Source organism: Desulfoplanes sp., assembly GCF_054921335.1.
The window spans coordinates 1-15,817 of record NZ_JBUDSQ010000064.1 but is presented as its reverse complement, the minus strand read 5'-3'; the positions used below and the strand labels follow the sequence as shown (position 1 = coordinate 15,817).

Here is a 15,817-nt window from a genome sequence, read left to right as displayed (position 1 = left end):
CATTCGTCACCGGGCTGTGCACCTCGACCTTTCTGACCGTGCTCATGGTGCCGGTACAATGGGATCTGCTCATGCAGTTCACCGAATGGCGGGCACAAAAAAAGGCGGCCCGCCGGGAAAACAATTCCTGACAGCCGCCAAATATTCCGTATAGCCCAAGGCCCATGCACGGATGACAGATACAACACGTAGGGGCACGGCGCGCCGTGCCCATTTTCCCGCGCCCGGGGAGGCCCTGTACAATTGAAAAGCAAAAAGATTTCACCTGCTAGGTGAGAGAAAACAATCTTTTTTTTATGCGTCGGATGTACTAAGCGGAAGGTACCTCCCACATCAGTATATATCCTCAAGGAGAAAACAACCATGATCCACTCCTCCCACCTCACCCGCAGAGACTTTCTCAAAACATCAGCCCTGGCCATCCTGGGCCTGACAACGGGCTGCGCGGCCAACCCGGTCACGGGCGAGTCCCAGCTCATGCTCGTTTCCAGGGATCAGGAGATCAGCATGGACAAGCAGCAGTCCCCGTATCAGTTTTCCGCAGACTACGGGGCCCTGCAGGATCAGGCACTCAACCGCTATGTGAATGAGGTGGGCATGGGACTGGCAGAAAAGACCCACCGCGCGGACATGCCCTATTCCTTCCACCCTCTGAACGCGGTCTATGTGAACGCCTATGCCTTCCCGGGCGGGAGCATCGGAGTGACTCGGGCGATCCTGCTCGAACTGGACAACGAGGCCGAACTGGCCGCCCTGCTCGGGCACGAGCTCGGGCACGTCAACGCCCGGCACACGGCCGCACGCATGAGCAAGGGGCAGCTGACATCCCTGGTCGTGGGTCTGGGGGCGGCAGCGGCCGGGGCCGTGCACGAGAATGTGGGGGATATTGCCGCGGGACTGGGCAATCTGGGCGCCGGAGCACTTCTGGCACGATACAGCCGCGAGGACGAACGTCAGGCCGACGACCTGGGCATGCTCTACATGATGCGGGCCGGATACAACACCGACGGCATGGTCGGGCTCATGGACATGCTCAACGAACAGCACCGGCAAAAACCGAACGCATTGGAGCTCATGTTCGCCACCCATCCCATGTCCAGCGAACGGCTGGCAACGGCACGACGGGCGGCAGCGGGCAAATACGCCACGTCCGGCGAATACCGGCTGAGCAGAGAGCGGTATCTGGACAACACCGCGTCCCTCAGGCGCATCGGTCCGGCCATAGGCGAGATGCAGAAGGGGTCGAACCTCATGGGTCAGAAAGACTATGCCCAGGCCGCAGAACACTTTCAATCCGCCCTTTCCCAGGCACCCAACGACTATGCCGGACTCCTGCTTCTGGCCAAATGCCGACTGGTCCAGAAAAAGTATGCGGAGGCCGACCGCCATTCGACCAGGGCCGCCAGCGTCTATCCGGAGGAACCCCAGGCCCGTCAGGTGGCCGGCATGGCCCAGCTCGGAACAAGGGAATACGGCAGGGCCCTGGAAAACTTCACAGCCTATGATCGCAAACTCCCGGGAAACCCCTATACCGCCTTTTACCAGGGCCTGTGCCTGGAAAACCTGGGCAGCCGCGAAGATGCGGCCAACCACTATTACAGCTTCCTGCAGGCAGTAAATCAAGGCGAACAGGCCAAGTATGCCTCTACCAGGCTCAGGGAATGGGGATATGTGCGGTGACTTGCGAATCGAACGTGTGCGGTCAATCGCTTGAAAGAGGGCTGATTTGTTCTCATGGCCGGCTCACCCCGTTCTGGACGGTTTGAAACTCTCTCGCCGGCCTTGTATTTCTGGTAGTTGCATAAAAACAAATGGTCATTGATCGCTTGCATCGATCATCTTGACTTCTTCCAACCGCCCCTATAATTGGTCCTAAAAAAAGGGCCCTTTTTTAGGACCCTCAACCAGGAGGCCTCCATGCAACAATCAAAGTTCAGCTTGACTCCGCCATTGATGGATTTCCTGGGAAATCACGCCTCATATGGTTTCAAGGATAAAAGTTCGATGGTCCGGCTTGCGCTGCAAAAACTCAAGAAAGAACTTGAGTTACAGGCTCTCAGACAAAGCGCCGATCTGTATGCGAAAGTGTATGAAAGCGATGAGGAACTGCAGGAGATAACCGATACGGCCGTTCAAGGGTGGCCGACATGACCTCCTTGCAGCGGGGCATGATCATCGATGTGAACCTGAATCCTACCAGGGGATCTGAAACCGGAAAATCCCGCCCGTGTATCATCGTGACCAACGATGTGTACAACCAGAGAATTCCTGTCATCCAGGTGGTGCCCATCACCGGGTGGAGCGAGAAAAAAGCCCTGATCCGAACGAATATCGAGCTGATTCCGGACACGGACAACGGGCTGACCAAAAAGTCCATAGCTGATTGCCTGCAAACCCGCCCCATTGATCACCGTTTCCGAATGCAAGGCATGCGAGGACGGCTCTCCAGGGAGAGTATGGCGCAAATCGACGAGGCTCTGCGCGTCGTATTTGCCCTCTCATCTATCCCCCAAGCATAACAAATCACCCCAGATCATACATCTGCAGCATCAGATCCGTCCGGGTGACCTTGCCCACAAGCCGGCCGTCCTTGACCACTGGAAGCATGGAAACCCCGGTGTCCGAGAGAATCCGCAGGGCCTCCTGAATGCCCTGATCCGGGCCGATGGTCGGCAGGTTCCGGCGCATGATCGCCTTGACCGGGGATGCCAACTGCGAGGCCCGCTTGACCTTGCTCATCTCCACAGGGCCGATGATTCCAAGGCATCTGTCGTCGTCCACAACCAGTGAGGCGTGCAGACGTTCCTGCTCGAGTATCGGAGCGACCTGTTCCAGCTTCAGATCCGGGCGAACACTTCTCCCCGGAGATGACATGATCCGTTCCACGGTCACCTGGGGCCGGTCCATTTCCTGAACCAGGCCGCAAACGCCCCGGTACAGATCTTCGGTATCCATTCCCTTGACCATGGCCGATCCGGCTGCCGGATGCCCGCCCCCGCCCAATTCCCGGATGACCCGGCCAACATCCAGATCCCGATGTCCTGCCCGGGCGATGACGATACACGACTGATCGTCAAGCCGGAACACGCCGAAAACCCCGTCCACCCCCTTGATCTCCTTGTACTTGGTGACCACCGGAGCGAGCATGGCCGAGCCGCATTCCTGATCCACGGTGCACACGGCCACCTTGAATCCGGATACGGTAACAACCTCGTCGTGGGCCAGCATGTAGGTCAGGATGTCGGTCTGGTCCTCGTCAAAGGAGGAAGAGAGATAGGCCGAGGCCACATTCAAATCCGCACCGCTCTCCAGAAGAAATCCTGTCATGGCCGCGTCCCTGGGAGTTGCCGAGGGATAGGAGAGACTCCCGGTATCGTCATAAATCCCCAGAAGAAACAAGGTCGCGTGCATCGGGGAAAAGGCGCAGTCCCGGGCCTTCATTTCCTCGACCATCTGGGTCACGTTGGCCCCGAGCTCCTGACGCTGCATGAACCCGGTCTCGATGTTCTCCCCCTGCATGTGATGATCCCAGACATGGACCTCCACGTCCTCGCGGCCCTTGAGCTCGTTCATCCGTTCCAGACGACCCCAGTTGTTCGCGTCCACGACCACAAGCCGATCGACCCCCTGGAGATCGAATCCCTTGCGTGGGGCGATATGAAAAAGGTCCTGATGCAGGGACAGAAAGGCCTTCACATTGGGCCGGATCTGGCTGGGCAGGATGCCGAGGGTTCCGGGATAGAGAAAGGTGGCCGCCACCAGGGAGGCCAGGGCGTCGAAGTCCGAATTGGTGTGGGTGGTGGCGATGCTGTGCATGGGGGAATGTCTCCTTGTCAGACAAACAGGGTGAGACCAGAGCATAGTCTAATGCGGCCAAGCCGCAGTTTTAGGTGTTATGTTTTAAGTTTTAAGTTCAAGCGGTTATAAAATTTTTGTAACTATTCAGCAGTCGTCCAAAAGACACGGGTCTTCTTTGATGGTCATCCCGGACTTGATCCGAGATCTTGTCCAACCGGGCAGCTGCCGGCTCGACATGCAATGCCCGAGGCCCTGGAGATCCCGGCCTGCGCCGGGATAACATTCTGACGACATCCGTTTCAACCCTCCTGAATAGATACAAAAAATCCTCCTCGCATTCCCCCTCACCCCCCGGCCCGGCGGAGTGTTTCCAGAAAGCGCGAGCGCAACGTGTGACTCATGAGCGCCTTTTTCACCGGCGAAAGGCGCAGGAACACCCCCACCAGCCCGCGCATGAATCCCTGGGTCCGGCTGTTCGGATTGTCAAAGAGCAGATTCTGCAACGTCCCCCGCTCCAGACTCTGGAGGATGACCCGCTCCATGGAATCCTCGGGGTGAAAAACCTTCTGGGTCCGCTTGTCCAGACGCATTCCCTGCGTGGGACACTGCAATGCGCACACCCCGCAGCCCAGGCAATACTCCTCGTTGACCACGGGCTTTTTGCGCGGCCGCTCCCCCTCGCCCGCTGGGACCTCGACCATAGTGATGGCATCGATGGGACAGGCCCGGGCGCATTTCCCGCAGCCGTTGCACAAATCCGCATCACACCGGGCCATGAAGCTGGAGGAGACCAGGATCCCGGAATACCCCATCTCCCTGATCCCCTTGAGCAGATTGCAGCAGCACGAACAGCAGTGACAGATAAATCCCGCGTCCTGCTTCACATTGTCCGTGGAGAGCACAAATCCCAGCTCCCGTGACCGGACCGTGATATCGAGCATCTCCTGTCTGGAGATGGATCGGGCAAACCCGTTTCTGATCAGAAACTCGGCCCCCGACCCCATGGAGGTGCAGGTCTCCAGGGGCACGTCGCATTTTCGTTCTCCCAGATGCTCCTTTTCATGGCGGCAGGAACAGATGCCCACGGCAAAATGGACCTGGGCGTCGATGAGTGCCGAGGCCTTCTCGTAATCCAATATCTCCACATGATCGCCCAGGGTCTCTTCATGGGGCAGGGCGCGCATGATGGAGATGATCTGATCGTCCCCGAAATTGGCCTCAAACAAATCATGACTTCCAAACATATAGGCCTGGAAGAGCTCGGCCCATTTCTTCGGGGAAAGCTCCCCTTTGGTACGCATCATGGTGAACTCGAAAAACCCGATCACAATGGGGCTTATCATGTACACATAGTCGCCGCCTTCATAGATATCGCAGACCAACCCCTTGTTGCACAGGGATTCAAGGCGTTTCTGCAGGGGCAGGGCGTCCATTTTAAGGATTTTCTGCAACCGTTCGAGCGAGGATGGCCGGTAGGGCATGCGGATGATGAAATCCGCCTCTTCCTCCGAGTACAATCCCTGCAAAAGATCCCGCAGCGCCGGATTCCACGGGGTGCGCACCGTGGTGTTGTCGATTTTCTCGCCCAATTGGCGGTAGATGTCTTTGGCTATGATATGGCCCATGGGGGGGTCTCCTGATTATCGTTTGGCCCGTAGGGGCACGGCGCGCCGTGCCCTGATGAGGGATTCCATCAATAAATTACATCCCTGATAACACGCAATGCCGCCCCGCGGTATTGGCTACGGTGCGACAATTTTTACAAATCGTGGCAATTTGATCTCATTGCCTTTATTTGGGCACGGCGCGCCGTGCCCCTACGTCGGATGGATTCGAGAATGTGTTGATGATACGGTTGTTCGGGCACGGCGCGCCGTGCCCCTACGCGGGATGGATTCGGGAATTTATCTCGCGTCTTGTTTCGGAGGCGAACCGTGGGGGATGAACAAAGAATCTTTTTCCCATCTGGCGGGATTGGTCTGGATGTATTCCCGGATACGATTCAAATCCGGTTCATCGCGGATAACATGCTCCCAATAATTCCGTTGCCATAATTTGGCACCAGGAATGCCGCGTAATTTATTGACACGTTTGGTCACGGCGGACTTGAAAGCTCGAACAATGGTCGGAATCGATCCCCGGACCGGTTCCCTCAATCGTTCCCCCGTAGGGGCACGGCGCGCCGTGCCCTGACTCCCGACAATGAAGATAATTCCATGAAAATGATTCGGCATCACCACATAGTCACCCAATTCGATTTCTTCACGGATCAGACCGGTTTTCACCCATTCATCGCCTACGATATGTCCCATCTCGTTTACTCCCATGGCATGGTCGACAATCCGTCCGAACAAACATTCCCGGTTGCACGCACACACGGTGATAAAATACGCACCTTCTCGGGTATAATCATAATTCGGTAACCGGATGGAGCGACGATGATGGATTTTTGGGTCGTATTTCATGGGAGCATACCCTGTTTTATGAAAAATCAATAATGGGTGATAGCATCAAAACAGGGCACGGCGCGCCGTGCCCCTACAGGGTGTTCATTGTCTCCAGGGCGTTTTTCAAGATATTGAATCCGATCCGTTCCTGTTCCAAACGGACCTGCTCACCCCATCGGTTTTGCCATAAATCCTCATACAACATCGCCTCCTCGGGCGTCAGCCGCTCGAGTTCCGCTGTCTCCGGACGGGATTCAACGCCCCAGACCTCCTTGTGGGCCAGAAGGGTTCCATTGTCCATGAGCAGGGATCGGGCGTGGGGGAAATGCTTCCGCAGCTGGTTGAGGATGGCGAAACCGTGGGTGTCGATATCCCCCCAGTAATGGATCTCCCGCGTGGCCAGCCAGCGGGATTGGGCCAAATTGTCGAAGCCGTAACCGGCCCCGAAGATGACCATGGAGTGAGGACATGGGGGGAAGGCCAGAAAATTGATCTCATTTTCGGTGATAAAAATTCGTCGTACAGGAATATCCAGCCCGGCAAAGGCTTCCCGGGTGAGGGTGATGTCCTGGTCCATGGTCGTTGGGACGATCGCGAGTCGGGGATCGAGAATCCGGAACCGCACCCGCAGGGGCTTGTCCCGGAATCCATAACGTTTACAAAAGCATCCGACACCTCTTCCAGCCCCATGGTCGATGGCTTCGGGCGGCAGGGAGCGATCCAGCAGACCGGCCAGCACGCCCCGATGATTTTCAATGAACTTGGTGTGCACCCCGGGCAGATCGACCTGCCGCAGATACACCCCGGGCCGGGGGTGCTCCCGCATCCAGGTAACCACATCAAGCAGCCGCTCCCAGTCCCCTGCCAGCTCCAAAACCTTCAAGGGATGGTTTTCGACCCATGAAAGCATCTCGGGCCGAATTTCCCGGGTCAATCCGACAAGATCCCGCAAGGTGCCGGCCTCCCGCTGTCTGCCGATCAGGTCAAGACAGTCATTCAGGGTGTCGATCCACAATCTGGCCGGAATTTCATTGGCCCCCAGGGTCCGGTGGTTGAGTGTCTTCCACTCGATCCGGTATTTTCCGGCACCGCGTGCAAGTTGTCCGATCCAGTCCCGCACCTCGCCGAACCGCTCGCTCAGATCCCGGGAACCGGGGGCCTTGAGCCTCAGGCGCAACGGAAACAGATTCTCGTCCCGGAACAAGGCCCTGGGCAGCACGCCGCGCTCCCAGAACCTGTGCACCTGGACGCGGATATCCGAAGGCAGGGTCCAGCTCACTCGGTCATCCTCTGCTTTTCCGCCCGGTATTCCTCGATGGACAGGTTGCGGAGCACGGAATTGCGCCCTTCTTCGTTGTGCACGAATCCGACCGATGCGACAAACGGCTCGATGATGTGGATCTTCTGCAACGGGGTGACGATGAGCAGTTGCAGATTGAGCTGGGCAAAGAGCTCCAGACCGTATCTGGCCGATTCGTCCGATCCCCGGCCAAAGGCCTCGTCAATGACCACGAACCGGAAGGTCCGCGAACGCACCGCCCCCCATTCCAGGCCGAACTGGTAGGCCAGGCTGGCAGCCAGCACGGTATAGGCGAGCTTCTCCTTCTGCCCGCCTGATTTGCCCCCGGAATCGGCATAGTGTTCATACTCGACGTCGTCCTCGCGCCACCGTTCGCTGGCCGCAAACACGAACCAGTTGCGCACGTCCGTGACACGGGTGGTCCAGCGCCGGTCCTGATCGGCATGGTCGGGCCGCCCCTTGAACCGGTCGATGATCGCACGGACCTGCAGAAATTTGGTCTCGGAATACTGGTCATCGTCCGATCCGGTCAACGTCCCTTCGGTGCAGGCGCGCAGGTCCTGCTGGAACTCGCGGATATCGGCATCCGGGCTCGTCTGGGCCTCGAGGGTGATGTACCGGCCCGGGTTGTAATCGATGCGCGTCAGGGATTCGTTGATCTTGCCCACACGTTCCATGATGGTCTCCCGCTCATGGGCCAGGTGGGACTGGAACTGAGCCACCTCGCGGATGGTGTTTTCGTTGAGCAGTTCCTTGAACCGCTGCTCGAACCGGGGCAGATCGTCGGCCTTGAGCTGGTCGAGCATGGCCCGGTACTCGGAGCAGGCACCCATGGCCGCGTCCACCTCCCTGGTCTCGAGCGGCCATTTCTGGCGGTACTCGCTCATGGCCTTGACGATCTTTTCCCCCAGCCGTTTGAGCTTCCCGTCCTCGCCATCGATTTTTTTCTGCAGCCAGTCCCGCATGTCCCGCTCGCGGTTGTCGCAGGATTCCACGGTGAGTCTGCGGTCACTCAGGGCCTCCTCGCGCAGATTCTCGAGCACGGCGAACCGCTTTGAAACATCCGTGTCAGCAGGAGGGAGCAGTCCGCGGGTCTGCTCCCGAAGCTCCTGGGCGGTTTCGATTTTCTGCTCGGTCCGGGAGCGTTTCCCCTTGACCTCGTCCAGCAATGTTGCAGTCTTCTTCCGTTCCACCTGGAGTTCTTCGAGCTGCTGTGTCAGTGTCTTCAAAATATTGGACGTACTCTCCAATGTTTTTTTCTCGGCCTCCAGCTCCGAGATGGCCACGGCCAAGGGTTCCCAGTCGATTTCGAGGAAGTCCGGGTATTCATCGAGCTTGGATAGACTCGAGAGACGACTACGAAGTTCCTTCTGCTCTTTCTGCAGAGCGGCGATATGATTCCCGAGTTCACCAAGCCGTTTCTCCTCCACCCGGGCCCTGTCTTCCAGGGCAGCGATCTTGGCAACATTGCTCCACCCCAGCACATACCGGCTCCGGTCATCGATGCGATGACGGTCGTCCTTTTCATGACGCCCGCCCGGCATCTTGATCTGCCCGGCCATGGTGATGGCCTTTCTCTCCCTTCTGAACCCGTCCTGGGTGGTGCAGCAGACAAAATCGAACCGGTGGGCGATCTCCCCTTCCATCCAGGTGAAAAACGGAGAATCCGCCTTGATGGCCACCTTGCGGGCCAGGGAATCGGGATGCACGGAAGCACCCGGTATCCGCCGGTCTTCCCTCACCCGGAAATAGACCAGACGCCCCTTGAGATGGGTCTTATCCACCCACCCGGCAACCCGGGCGTAATGGCGATCCGGAACCAGCAGGGAGAGACCGAAATTGTGCAGCAGCCGTTCGACGGCCCCTTCCCAGTCCTTATCCTCTTCACGGACCTGCAAAAGTTCCCCGGCAAAGGGCATGTCGTCTTCGGAAATATCCAGAGCCCGGCAGAGTTCCCTGCGCATGGCGATCTGCCGCTCGCTGATATTGCTGCGACGGGCCTTCAAACTCGTGATCTCCCGTGCAAGCTGATCATATTCGGTTCGCCCCTGGCGAAAGGCCACATTGCTCTCGGTGAGATCGTTCTGCACCCGGTCTTCGGCATCGACCAGGGAGTCGGCGAGCTTTGTGAACCCTTCCGCCTGCCGCACAAAACCCTCCCGCGTAGCGGCCGGCACCTCACCCAGGGACCTGACAAGCTTTTCATACCGCACGGCCTTTACCTTGCGACGATCGCGCTGTCCCCTTTTTTCCCTGATCTCCTTGTCGATACTCGCGATGCGGTCGCCCCCGTTTTCCGCAATGGCCTTGCGCAATTCTCTGTCCCGGACCTCCTGGGCCCCGTGCTCCTCTTCGAACCGGGTGACTGCGGCGTGATGGCGGCCCTTTTCCTCCTGCAAACCGGCCAGCCGCTTATCGAGCAGGTCCAGCTTGATGGTTGCGAACCAGGGGCGCAGGGCGTCACGACTGGCGCGCAATTCCTCGGCCCCGGCCGTGAGTTCCCTGTGCCGCTCGCAATCACCCACCAGGGGTTCGAGCATCTCCACCTGCTGCCTGGCCGTGCGAACCGCTCCATGGGCCCGGTTGAGATTTTCGAAATGTTTGATCAGATCGTTGATGCGCTGATCCACATCAAAGGGTTTGAGCATGTGGGTACGCACGAAATCGGTCAGATTGCCCACGGATTTAAGGGACACGGTCTGCAGAAACAGGTCGAGGGCCTGTTCGTTGTCGATCCCGAAACGTCGCCTGAACCAGGCCCCGTACCCGGGATAGGACGGAAAGCATTCGATCTTCTCCTTGCGCAGCCGCTTGCGGAGACCACCCATCTCGGTGCCGAATCCGGAAAAATGTCCGGCAATGGACAGATCCCGTTCGCAGGCCGCAAAGATCCGCTCCACCTGGCCTGCTGCATCCTTCATCCAGAAGGTCTGGGCCAGGGTCACGGTCTTATCGTATCCGGCGTTGTAGAAGACCCCCAGGATCACGGAATAGGTATCCGTCCCACGCAGGGGAACAGATTTGGTGCTCCCCAGAGACTCCTGACGTTCGGATTTGTAATAGCCCTGGACGTAGGAGCGCAGGGTACGCTCTTTGGTGCCGGCCCCGGCCGCCTTGTTGTAGGCGATGCGCCGGCTCGGAACCAGCAAGGTGGTCACGGCGTCGACCAGGGTCGATTTCCCCGAGCCGATATCCCCGGTAAGCAGCCCGTTTTTCCCGTTCAACCGCAGGGTCCAGATCCTCTTGTCAAAGGTACCCCAATTGAAGATTTCCAACCGCTGCAATCGGAATCCTGCCAGCTGGTCGTCACCGATAAAATCCATGAGAAGCTGCTGGTCAGCCATCTTGACTCTCCCCGGCCAGATGATCCCGGTACTCGGCAAGCCGCTGATCGAACTCTTTCAACCACTGGGCATCCACAAAGGCCTTGATGATCCGTCTCACCTCGAACATGTCCTTCTGGCCGCGCAGACGACGGACGAACCCGAGATCCGCGATCTTGTTCAGATGGGCGTCCACCCGGTCGATGAGCTTGACCTCGTTGCTCCCGGCCGGGAGAAAAATCCGGATCATCTCCACCACCTCGTCCCGTGAAAGGATCATCCGCGTATCCGCCCCGCCGGCATCGGACTCGGCCAGCTTTTTGCGAAGCAGGGCCAGGAGCAGACTGACCGGATAGGAGAGCTGTCGTCTGGTCACCAATCGGGGAAGATACCCGGCTTCTGCGTCATCGTCGGATTCCGATCCCAAGGAACGCAAAAACGCGTACCCTTCAGAGTCATCGAGTATGAGTTCCAGCCCGAGTACGGCCACATAGTCCTTCACATCCGCCTGCAGGGTGAGCAGAGAATGCCACAGGGCCGGGCTTTCCTCCATATAGATAACCCCCTTGAGCAGGGGGACAACAATGGAACCGAGTTCCTGACGGGGGGTTGCCCGCGGTGTGTCATTACTATCGTGATAGTCCTTCATCCATTCCTCACCAGGATAATATACGGCAGGGTCGCCTGCCTGATCACGCCGGCTTCTGTCTCCCAGCGCACCTGTTGTTCACGTTTTTCATCCACCACCGCATGGGCCCACTCACCGGCAAGCTGCACGTAAGTGACGAGTTCGGCCAGACCGTTACGCAGGGGATGGCGGCAAATCACCTCCCCAAGGCTGATCTGACCACGCTCCTGCAGTTCCTGCCGGATGTTTCTGGAAAGTTCGGCCTTGTCCACGACCACCTGCGAGTAGAGGATGCTCGTATCCACGTCGGCATCCCCTTCATCCAAGGCGATCTGGGTGATGAGCGGCTTTTTTGCGGGACGGTAGAGCGGCCGCTCCAGGGGGAGTTCGATGGACGCGGTGGGCAGGACAAGATCCATGAATCCCTTATCGGGCAACCCTTCGCGCAGGCCCAGGGCATGGGTTTCGATGCCGTGGAGGATATCCATGATCCGCCTGTTTTCGAGCCAGGCCTTGTCATCCAGAAACCTGCGCAGCTGCTCGGAAAGCAGGGCCACCGTCCGCTGGGTATGCTCTCCCGCCTCCAGCCAGTCGTAATGCACGCGTCTGAGCCTGGGATCGGGATGCATTTCCTCCACCGGCGGCAGGACCAGCACCTGTTCGAGCAACCGGCTCAGCTCCTCCTGGCGGGACTGGGACATGAGAAAATCCCAGAAGGCGCGGAAACTCTTGCCCTGATCCGAATCGGCAATGGCGTCGCGCTCCCCCATGATTTCCTCGAGCAGGGTTCCCTTGGTCCCGTCCCACAGGGCGATGCGCTCCCGCACCCTGCGGTCCAGGGATCTGAAATTGTGCTCCACCTCCCGGAAATCAGACAAGAGTTCCCGGGCCAGTTGCAGAAACTGCTGGAAACGGTCCTTGAGGGAAGTGTCGTCCAGAAGGGGGATGTCTCCGGCAAGGATGCGTCCGATTTCGGTATCGATCGCGTCCCTGCGTTTCTGCAGCTCGGCCACCCGGACCTCGGGATCGGTCTGGCTCCCCTCGCTCATCTGCCGCAGCAGTTCAAACAGGGTGAGCAACCGCGATTCCGTCCCCACAAAGGTTCGTTCGGTCAGCCCTTCCAGCCAGGAAAGGGCCTTTTCCGTGGCCGGGGTCAGATCGAAATGGGGCTCGTCGGTACCCTGTGGATAAAATTTGCGCAGCCATCCCTTGTCGTTTTCCGCCCAGTCGTTGAGATAGCTCTGGGCGTTCCCGGGAAAGGCGTCTTCGCCCTGCTGCTCGCGCAGGACAAAAAGCTCATCCTCCAACGCCTCCACCAGATCCGCCTGGGCCAGGGTCCGGACATTGGGAATGATAAACACCCGGTGCAGAAAACCGGCAATAAGCGGCGCGTACTGGGCACGCAACAACCGCCAGGCAGGATGGTTCTGGCGGAGAAGATCGAGGGTGGTGTAGTCAAGGGGCATGGGGGGTATTTCTTATGCTCGAAAAGATTGTCTGCGGCATCGCAATCAGTTCTATGTATCGGTTCACGTCAACCAATGTCGCCCTTTATCGGTCAGCCGGTATTTCTGCAACCGACTGCGGGGCCTGTCAGGAATAGTCATTTCGATCAGCCCGTTAGCCAGAGCAGATTTAAGATACCGTTCGCGAAAAGATTTGCGGTCCTGCAGACCGAGAGCGGCTTGCAGGGCTTCGCGACTCATTTCGCTCTTGAGCACGGAAAGGAGATCGCCCATGAGTTGGGGTATCCTTCCCGCAGGAGGTGCCATATGGATCACCCGACTGCCCTCCATCACGCCCACACCGCCGCGCCGGTACATTCCCGCTTCGTCGATCAGGCCGGACATGAGCATGCGATGCGCCCCGAGGAGATCCTTTTCAGACTCGGGTCGCCAGGAGTCGAAACGATCATAGGCGGCCAGAGCGTTTTTCACTTCCTGAACCTCACGGGGGGGAGCGATCACCTGCTTGCCATCCAGAATGGCTGTGATTTGTGCCTCGCTCAGCGTGTTCCCCTCAATGGCCAGGGAACCGCGTATCGTCCGGACGCGGTTGATACGGCGTAACCGCAGACTCGTGTCCTGATCAGCGAGCAGACTCAACCGTCCCACGGCCTCGCTGATGGAGGCAACCCGATTCAAAATATCCGGCGTGATGGTAGAGGGGGGCTGGTAGGGGGTCGTCATGGTGAAATCTCTATAAGGTCAAAAACCCGGGCGTGTTCGCATCAGAATGCGGTAATAAATGAGGGAAAATCGACTGCAGGGCATTGATGACGTCAGTCGGACGAGAGAGCGTGCCGTTGCAAAGCCCTCTGGTGATGGAATTGTATACCCGTTCCTGCTCATGTGTCGGGAGGTTGCAGATGATATTGTATCGGAAAGACACCACGGCAACCGCCTTGAGAATCCGAGTAAAGCCTCCACGATTTTCCTGATGAAACCCGGCATGGCAGGCCATGAGTTCCGTTTCATGCGTCTCCCTGGAAGAGATGATGGAAAAAAGATAGTTCTTCAGGAGGTCGGTCGCGGAAAACCGGACTCCCCGGGCGTTGAGGAATGCCGTCATTCGACACAGGCACTCTCCAGGCCATAATCGATCAGACAGGGACTTCTTCCCGCAATTTCCCTGTTTTGCCAAGGGGCACGCCGTGCCCGTCCTTGTTCGTCAGTAGTGTAGGTGCGTGCCTGTCGTTGTCCCGGCTGCGTCAAACAAGGGCGGGCACGGGGACCCGCCCCTACAGGGACCCCAAAACCGAACAAGGCCCCTGCAGGATGCAGGGGCCTTGAGGTGCCTGAGAAACAAATGTTACGAAATCTTGATTCACACGCACTCCCCGCCCCCAATCCCTTTCCGCTCTGCCAAGGCTGCCTCTATCAACTTCCGCTCCCGTTCAATTTCTCGTTGGAGCTGTTCTTCGGTGGGCAGGCATGGCAAGTATTTGGAAGCAAAGATCTGTTTGCGATCATTGAGCACGGAATAGCGGGCCACGGTATCGCATTTTTCAGTGCAGAGAATAAGCCCAATGGTGGGGTTGTCGTCCGGAGCGGTAAAGAGTCCGTCAAACATACGGACATAGCCGTCCATCTGCCCGACATTCTCATGAGTCAGTTTGCCCAGCTTCAAGTCGATGAGCAGATAAAATTTCAACCGGCAATGGTAGAACACCAGATCGATATACCGGTCATCCTCTTCGATGCGGATATGTTTCTGCCGGGCCACAAAGGCGAATCCATTACCAAGTTCCAGCAGGAATCGCTGCAAATGAGAGATGATAGCCTGTTCCACATCCGACTCGCGCAGTTCGGCAAAGTTTGGGTAGCCGAGAAATTCAAGCACATAGGGATTTTTGAGGATGTCTCCTGCAGAGGCGGACACTTTTTGCAGCTGTCTGCCTTCGGCAATTATGTTGTCAGGTTGCTGGCTATGCAGGCAACGTTCGTAATATTGGGTATGGATCTGTCGTTCCAGCGTGCGCTTATCCCATCCGCCCTCGACGGCTTCCTGTTCGTAAAAGTCCCGTGCTTTTTCGTCTTTTACACGCATCAGGGCACGATAGTGGGACCAGGAAAGTTGAGGGGAAAAACCTTGCACCGATTCAGCACCGGTTGGGTAAAGAATTCCAGACAAAGCAGATACGTCACCCGATGGATAGCTCTTTTCAGATTCTCCACCCACTGGGTGGAGTTTTTGACGTGTTTCGAATTCTCCACCCAACGGGTGGAGAAAATTAATACGCCCTTCATAGGCCAGATAAAATTGTTTAAAATACCATATATTTGAACTAGAAAAACCTTTGCCGTATCGATCTGTCAGCCGTTTCGAAAGCCCTTCGACAACCTGTTTGCCATATTCCGCCCGTTCCTGACCTGCCTGCAATTCCTGCACAATTTCGCGACCGATCAGCCAGTAAGCCATAACCATATTGGTATTAACGGCCCGCACGACATTGCCTCGCGCCTGGTCCAGAATGGAGACGACTCGATCAAACAATAATAAATCGGTTGCTGACCCGTTTTCCTGCATATCACTCATCCTATCATCCCCTTGAGTTCCGACAGTTCATGCACGATACCACTTTTTTCCGTGGTGAAATCGACTTCTGCCCTTTCTCCGACCTCGGCCTTGAACAGGTTGAAAATTTTACCAGCCCAGAGGCTGGTCCAGAGCTGACGAATCATGCGTGCATGAAGGAACAACGCCCTCTCAAAAGCCGGTTTCAGCTTTTGGAAATTCTGGTCAACCTATCTCCCCGGCAGCTCCGTGCCGCGGTTCATGATCTTTATATACTCTACATAACTGAACAGCCGATTACGTT

14 protein-coding genes are annotated in these 15,817 nt (G+C 57.5%); 4 read left to right on the top strand and 10 right to left on the bottom strand.

Annotation, left to right across the window (positions count from 1 at the left end; all coding sequences use genetic code 11):
- The first annotated feature begins 363 nt into the window (after positions 1–363).
- The 3 genes from ACY692_RS11755 (at position 364) to ACY692_RS11745 (ending at position 2,519) form a co-directional block, all read left to right on the top strand.
- A complete protein-coding gene (locus ACY692_RS11755; RefSeq protein ID WP_462325560.1) occupies positions 364–1,680 on the top strand; it encodes a M48 family metalloprotease in 1,317 nt (438 codons plus the stop codon).
- A gap of 237 nt (positions 1,681–1,917) precedes the next feature.
- Positions 1,918–2,151 carry a hypothetical protein gene (locus ACY692_RS11750; protein ID WP_462325559.1) on the top strand — a complete coding sequence of 78 codons (234 nt, stop codon included), beginning with the start codon at positions 1,918–1,920 and terminating at the stop codon, positions 2,149–2,151.
- Positions 2,148–2,519 carry a type II toxin-antitoxin system PemK/MazF family toxin gene (locus ACY692_RS11745; RefSeq protein WP_462325558.1) on the top strand — a complete coding sequence of 124 codons (372 nt, stop codon included), beginning with the start codon at positions 2,148–2,150 and terminating at the stop codon, positions 2,517–2,519. The genes ACY692_RS11750 and ACY692_RS11745 overlap by 4 nt, the downstream gene beginning before the upstream one ends.
- Positions 2,520–2,523: 4 nt before the next feature.
- Here ACY692_RS11745 and ACY692_RS11740 read toward each other — a convergent pair whose 3' ends face one another.
- The 10 genes from ACY692_RS11740 to ACY692_RS11695 form a co-directional block, all read right to left on the bottom strand.
- Positions 2,524–3,816: a CBS domain-containing protein gene (locus tag ACY692_RS11740; RefSeq protein WP_462325557.1), complete on the bottom strand. Its 1,293-nt coding sequence runs from the start codon at positions 3,814–3,816 to the stop codon at positions 2,524–2,526.
- Between the two features lie 326 nt (positions 3,817–4,142).
- Entirely contained in the window at positions 4,143–5,423 is a 1,281-nt protein-coding gene (locus ACY692_RS11735) for a 4Fe-4S binding protein (protein WP_462325556.1), read from the bottom strand.
- Between the two features lie 279 nt (positions 5,424–5,702).
- Positions 5,703–6,263 carry a transposase gene (locus ACY692_RS11730; protein WP_462325555.1) on the bottom strand — a complete coding sequence of 187 codons (561 nt, stop codon included), beginning with the start codon at positions 6,261–6,263 and terminating at the stop codon, positions 5,703–5,705.
- Positions 6,264–6,336: 73 nt separating this feature from the next.
- On the bottom strand, positions 6,337–7,524 hold the full coding sequence (locus ACY692_RS11725; RefSeq protein ID WP_462325554.1) for a DUF3322 domain-containing protein: 1,188 nt from the start codon (positions 7,522–7,524) through the stop codon (positions 6,337–6,339).
- Entirely contained in the window at positions 7,521–10,889 is a 3,369-nt protein-coding gene (locus tag ACY692_RS11720) for an ATP-binding protein (protein WP_462325553.1), read from the bottom strand. Before ACY692_RS11720 ends, ACY692_RS11725 begins: the two co-directional genes overlap by 4 nt.
- Positions 10,882–11,517 (bottom strand): DUF4194 domain-containing protein, encoded by a 636-nt coding sequence (locus ACY692_RS11715; protein ID WP_462325552.1) that lies wholly within the window; start codon positions 11,515–11,517, stop codon positions 10,882–10,884. The genes ACY692_RS11720 and ACY692_RS11715 overlap by 8 nt, the downstream gene beginning before the upstream one ends.
- Complete coding sequence (locus tag ACY692_RS11710; protein WP_462325551.1) at positions 11,514–12,962, bottom strand: DUF3375 domain-containing protein; 1,449 nt, start codon at positions 12,960–12,962, stop codon at positions 11,514–11,516. The genes ACY692_RS11715 and ACY692_RS11710 overlap by 4 nt, the downstream gene beginning before the upstream one ends.
- Before the next feature lie 63 nt (positions 12,963–13,025).
- Positions 13,026–13,685 carry a Fic family protein gene (locus ACY692_RS11705; RefSeq protein ID WP_462325550.1) on the bottom strand — a complete coding sequence of 220 codons (660 nt, stop codon included), beginning with the start codon at positions 13,683–13,685 and terminating at the stop codon, positions 13,026–13,028.
- Between the two features lie 10 nt (positions 13,686–13,695).
- Positions 13,696–14,067, bottom strand: coding sequence for a hypothetical protein (locus tag ACY692_RS11700; protein ID WP_462325549.1), 372 nt, complete (start codon positions 14,065–14,067; stop codon positions 13,696–13,698).
- A gap of 255 nt (positions 14,068–14,322) precedes the next feature.
- Positions 14,323–15,534, bottom strand: a complete 1,212-nt coding sequence (locus ACY692_RS11695; RefSeq protein WP_462325548.1) for a PDDEXK nuclease domain-containing protein — start codon at positions 15,532–15,534, stop codon at positions 14,323–14,325.
- 29 nt (positions 15,535–15,563) lie between these two features.
- Here ACY692_RS11695 and ACY692_RS11690 point away from each other — a divergent pair.
- Positions 15,564–15,817: hypothetical protein (locus tag ACY692_RS11690; RefSeq protein ID WP_462325547.1), on the top strand; the 254-nt coding region annotated here is incomplete at its 3' end.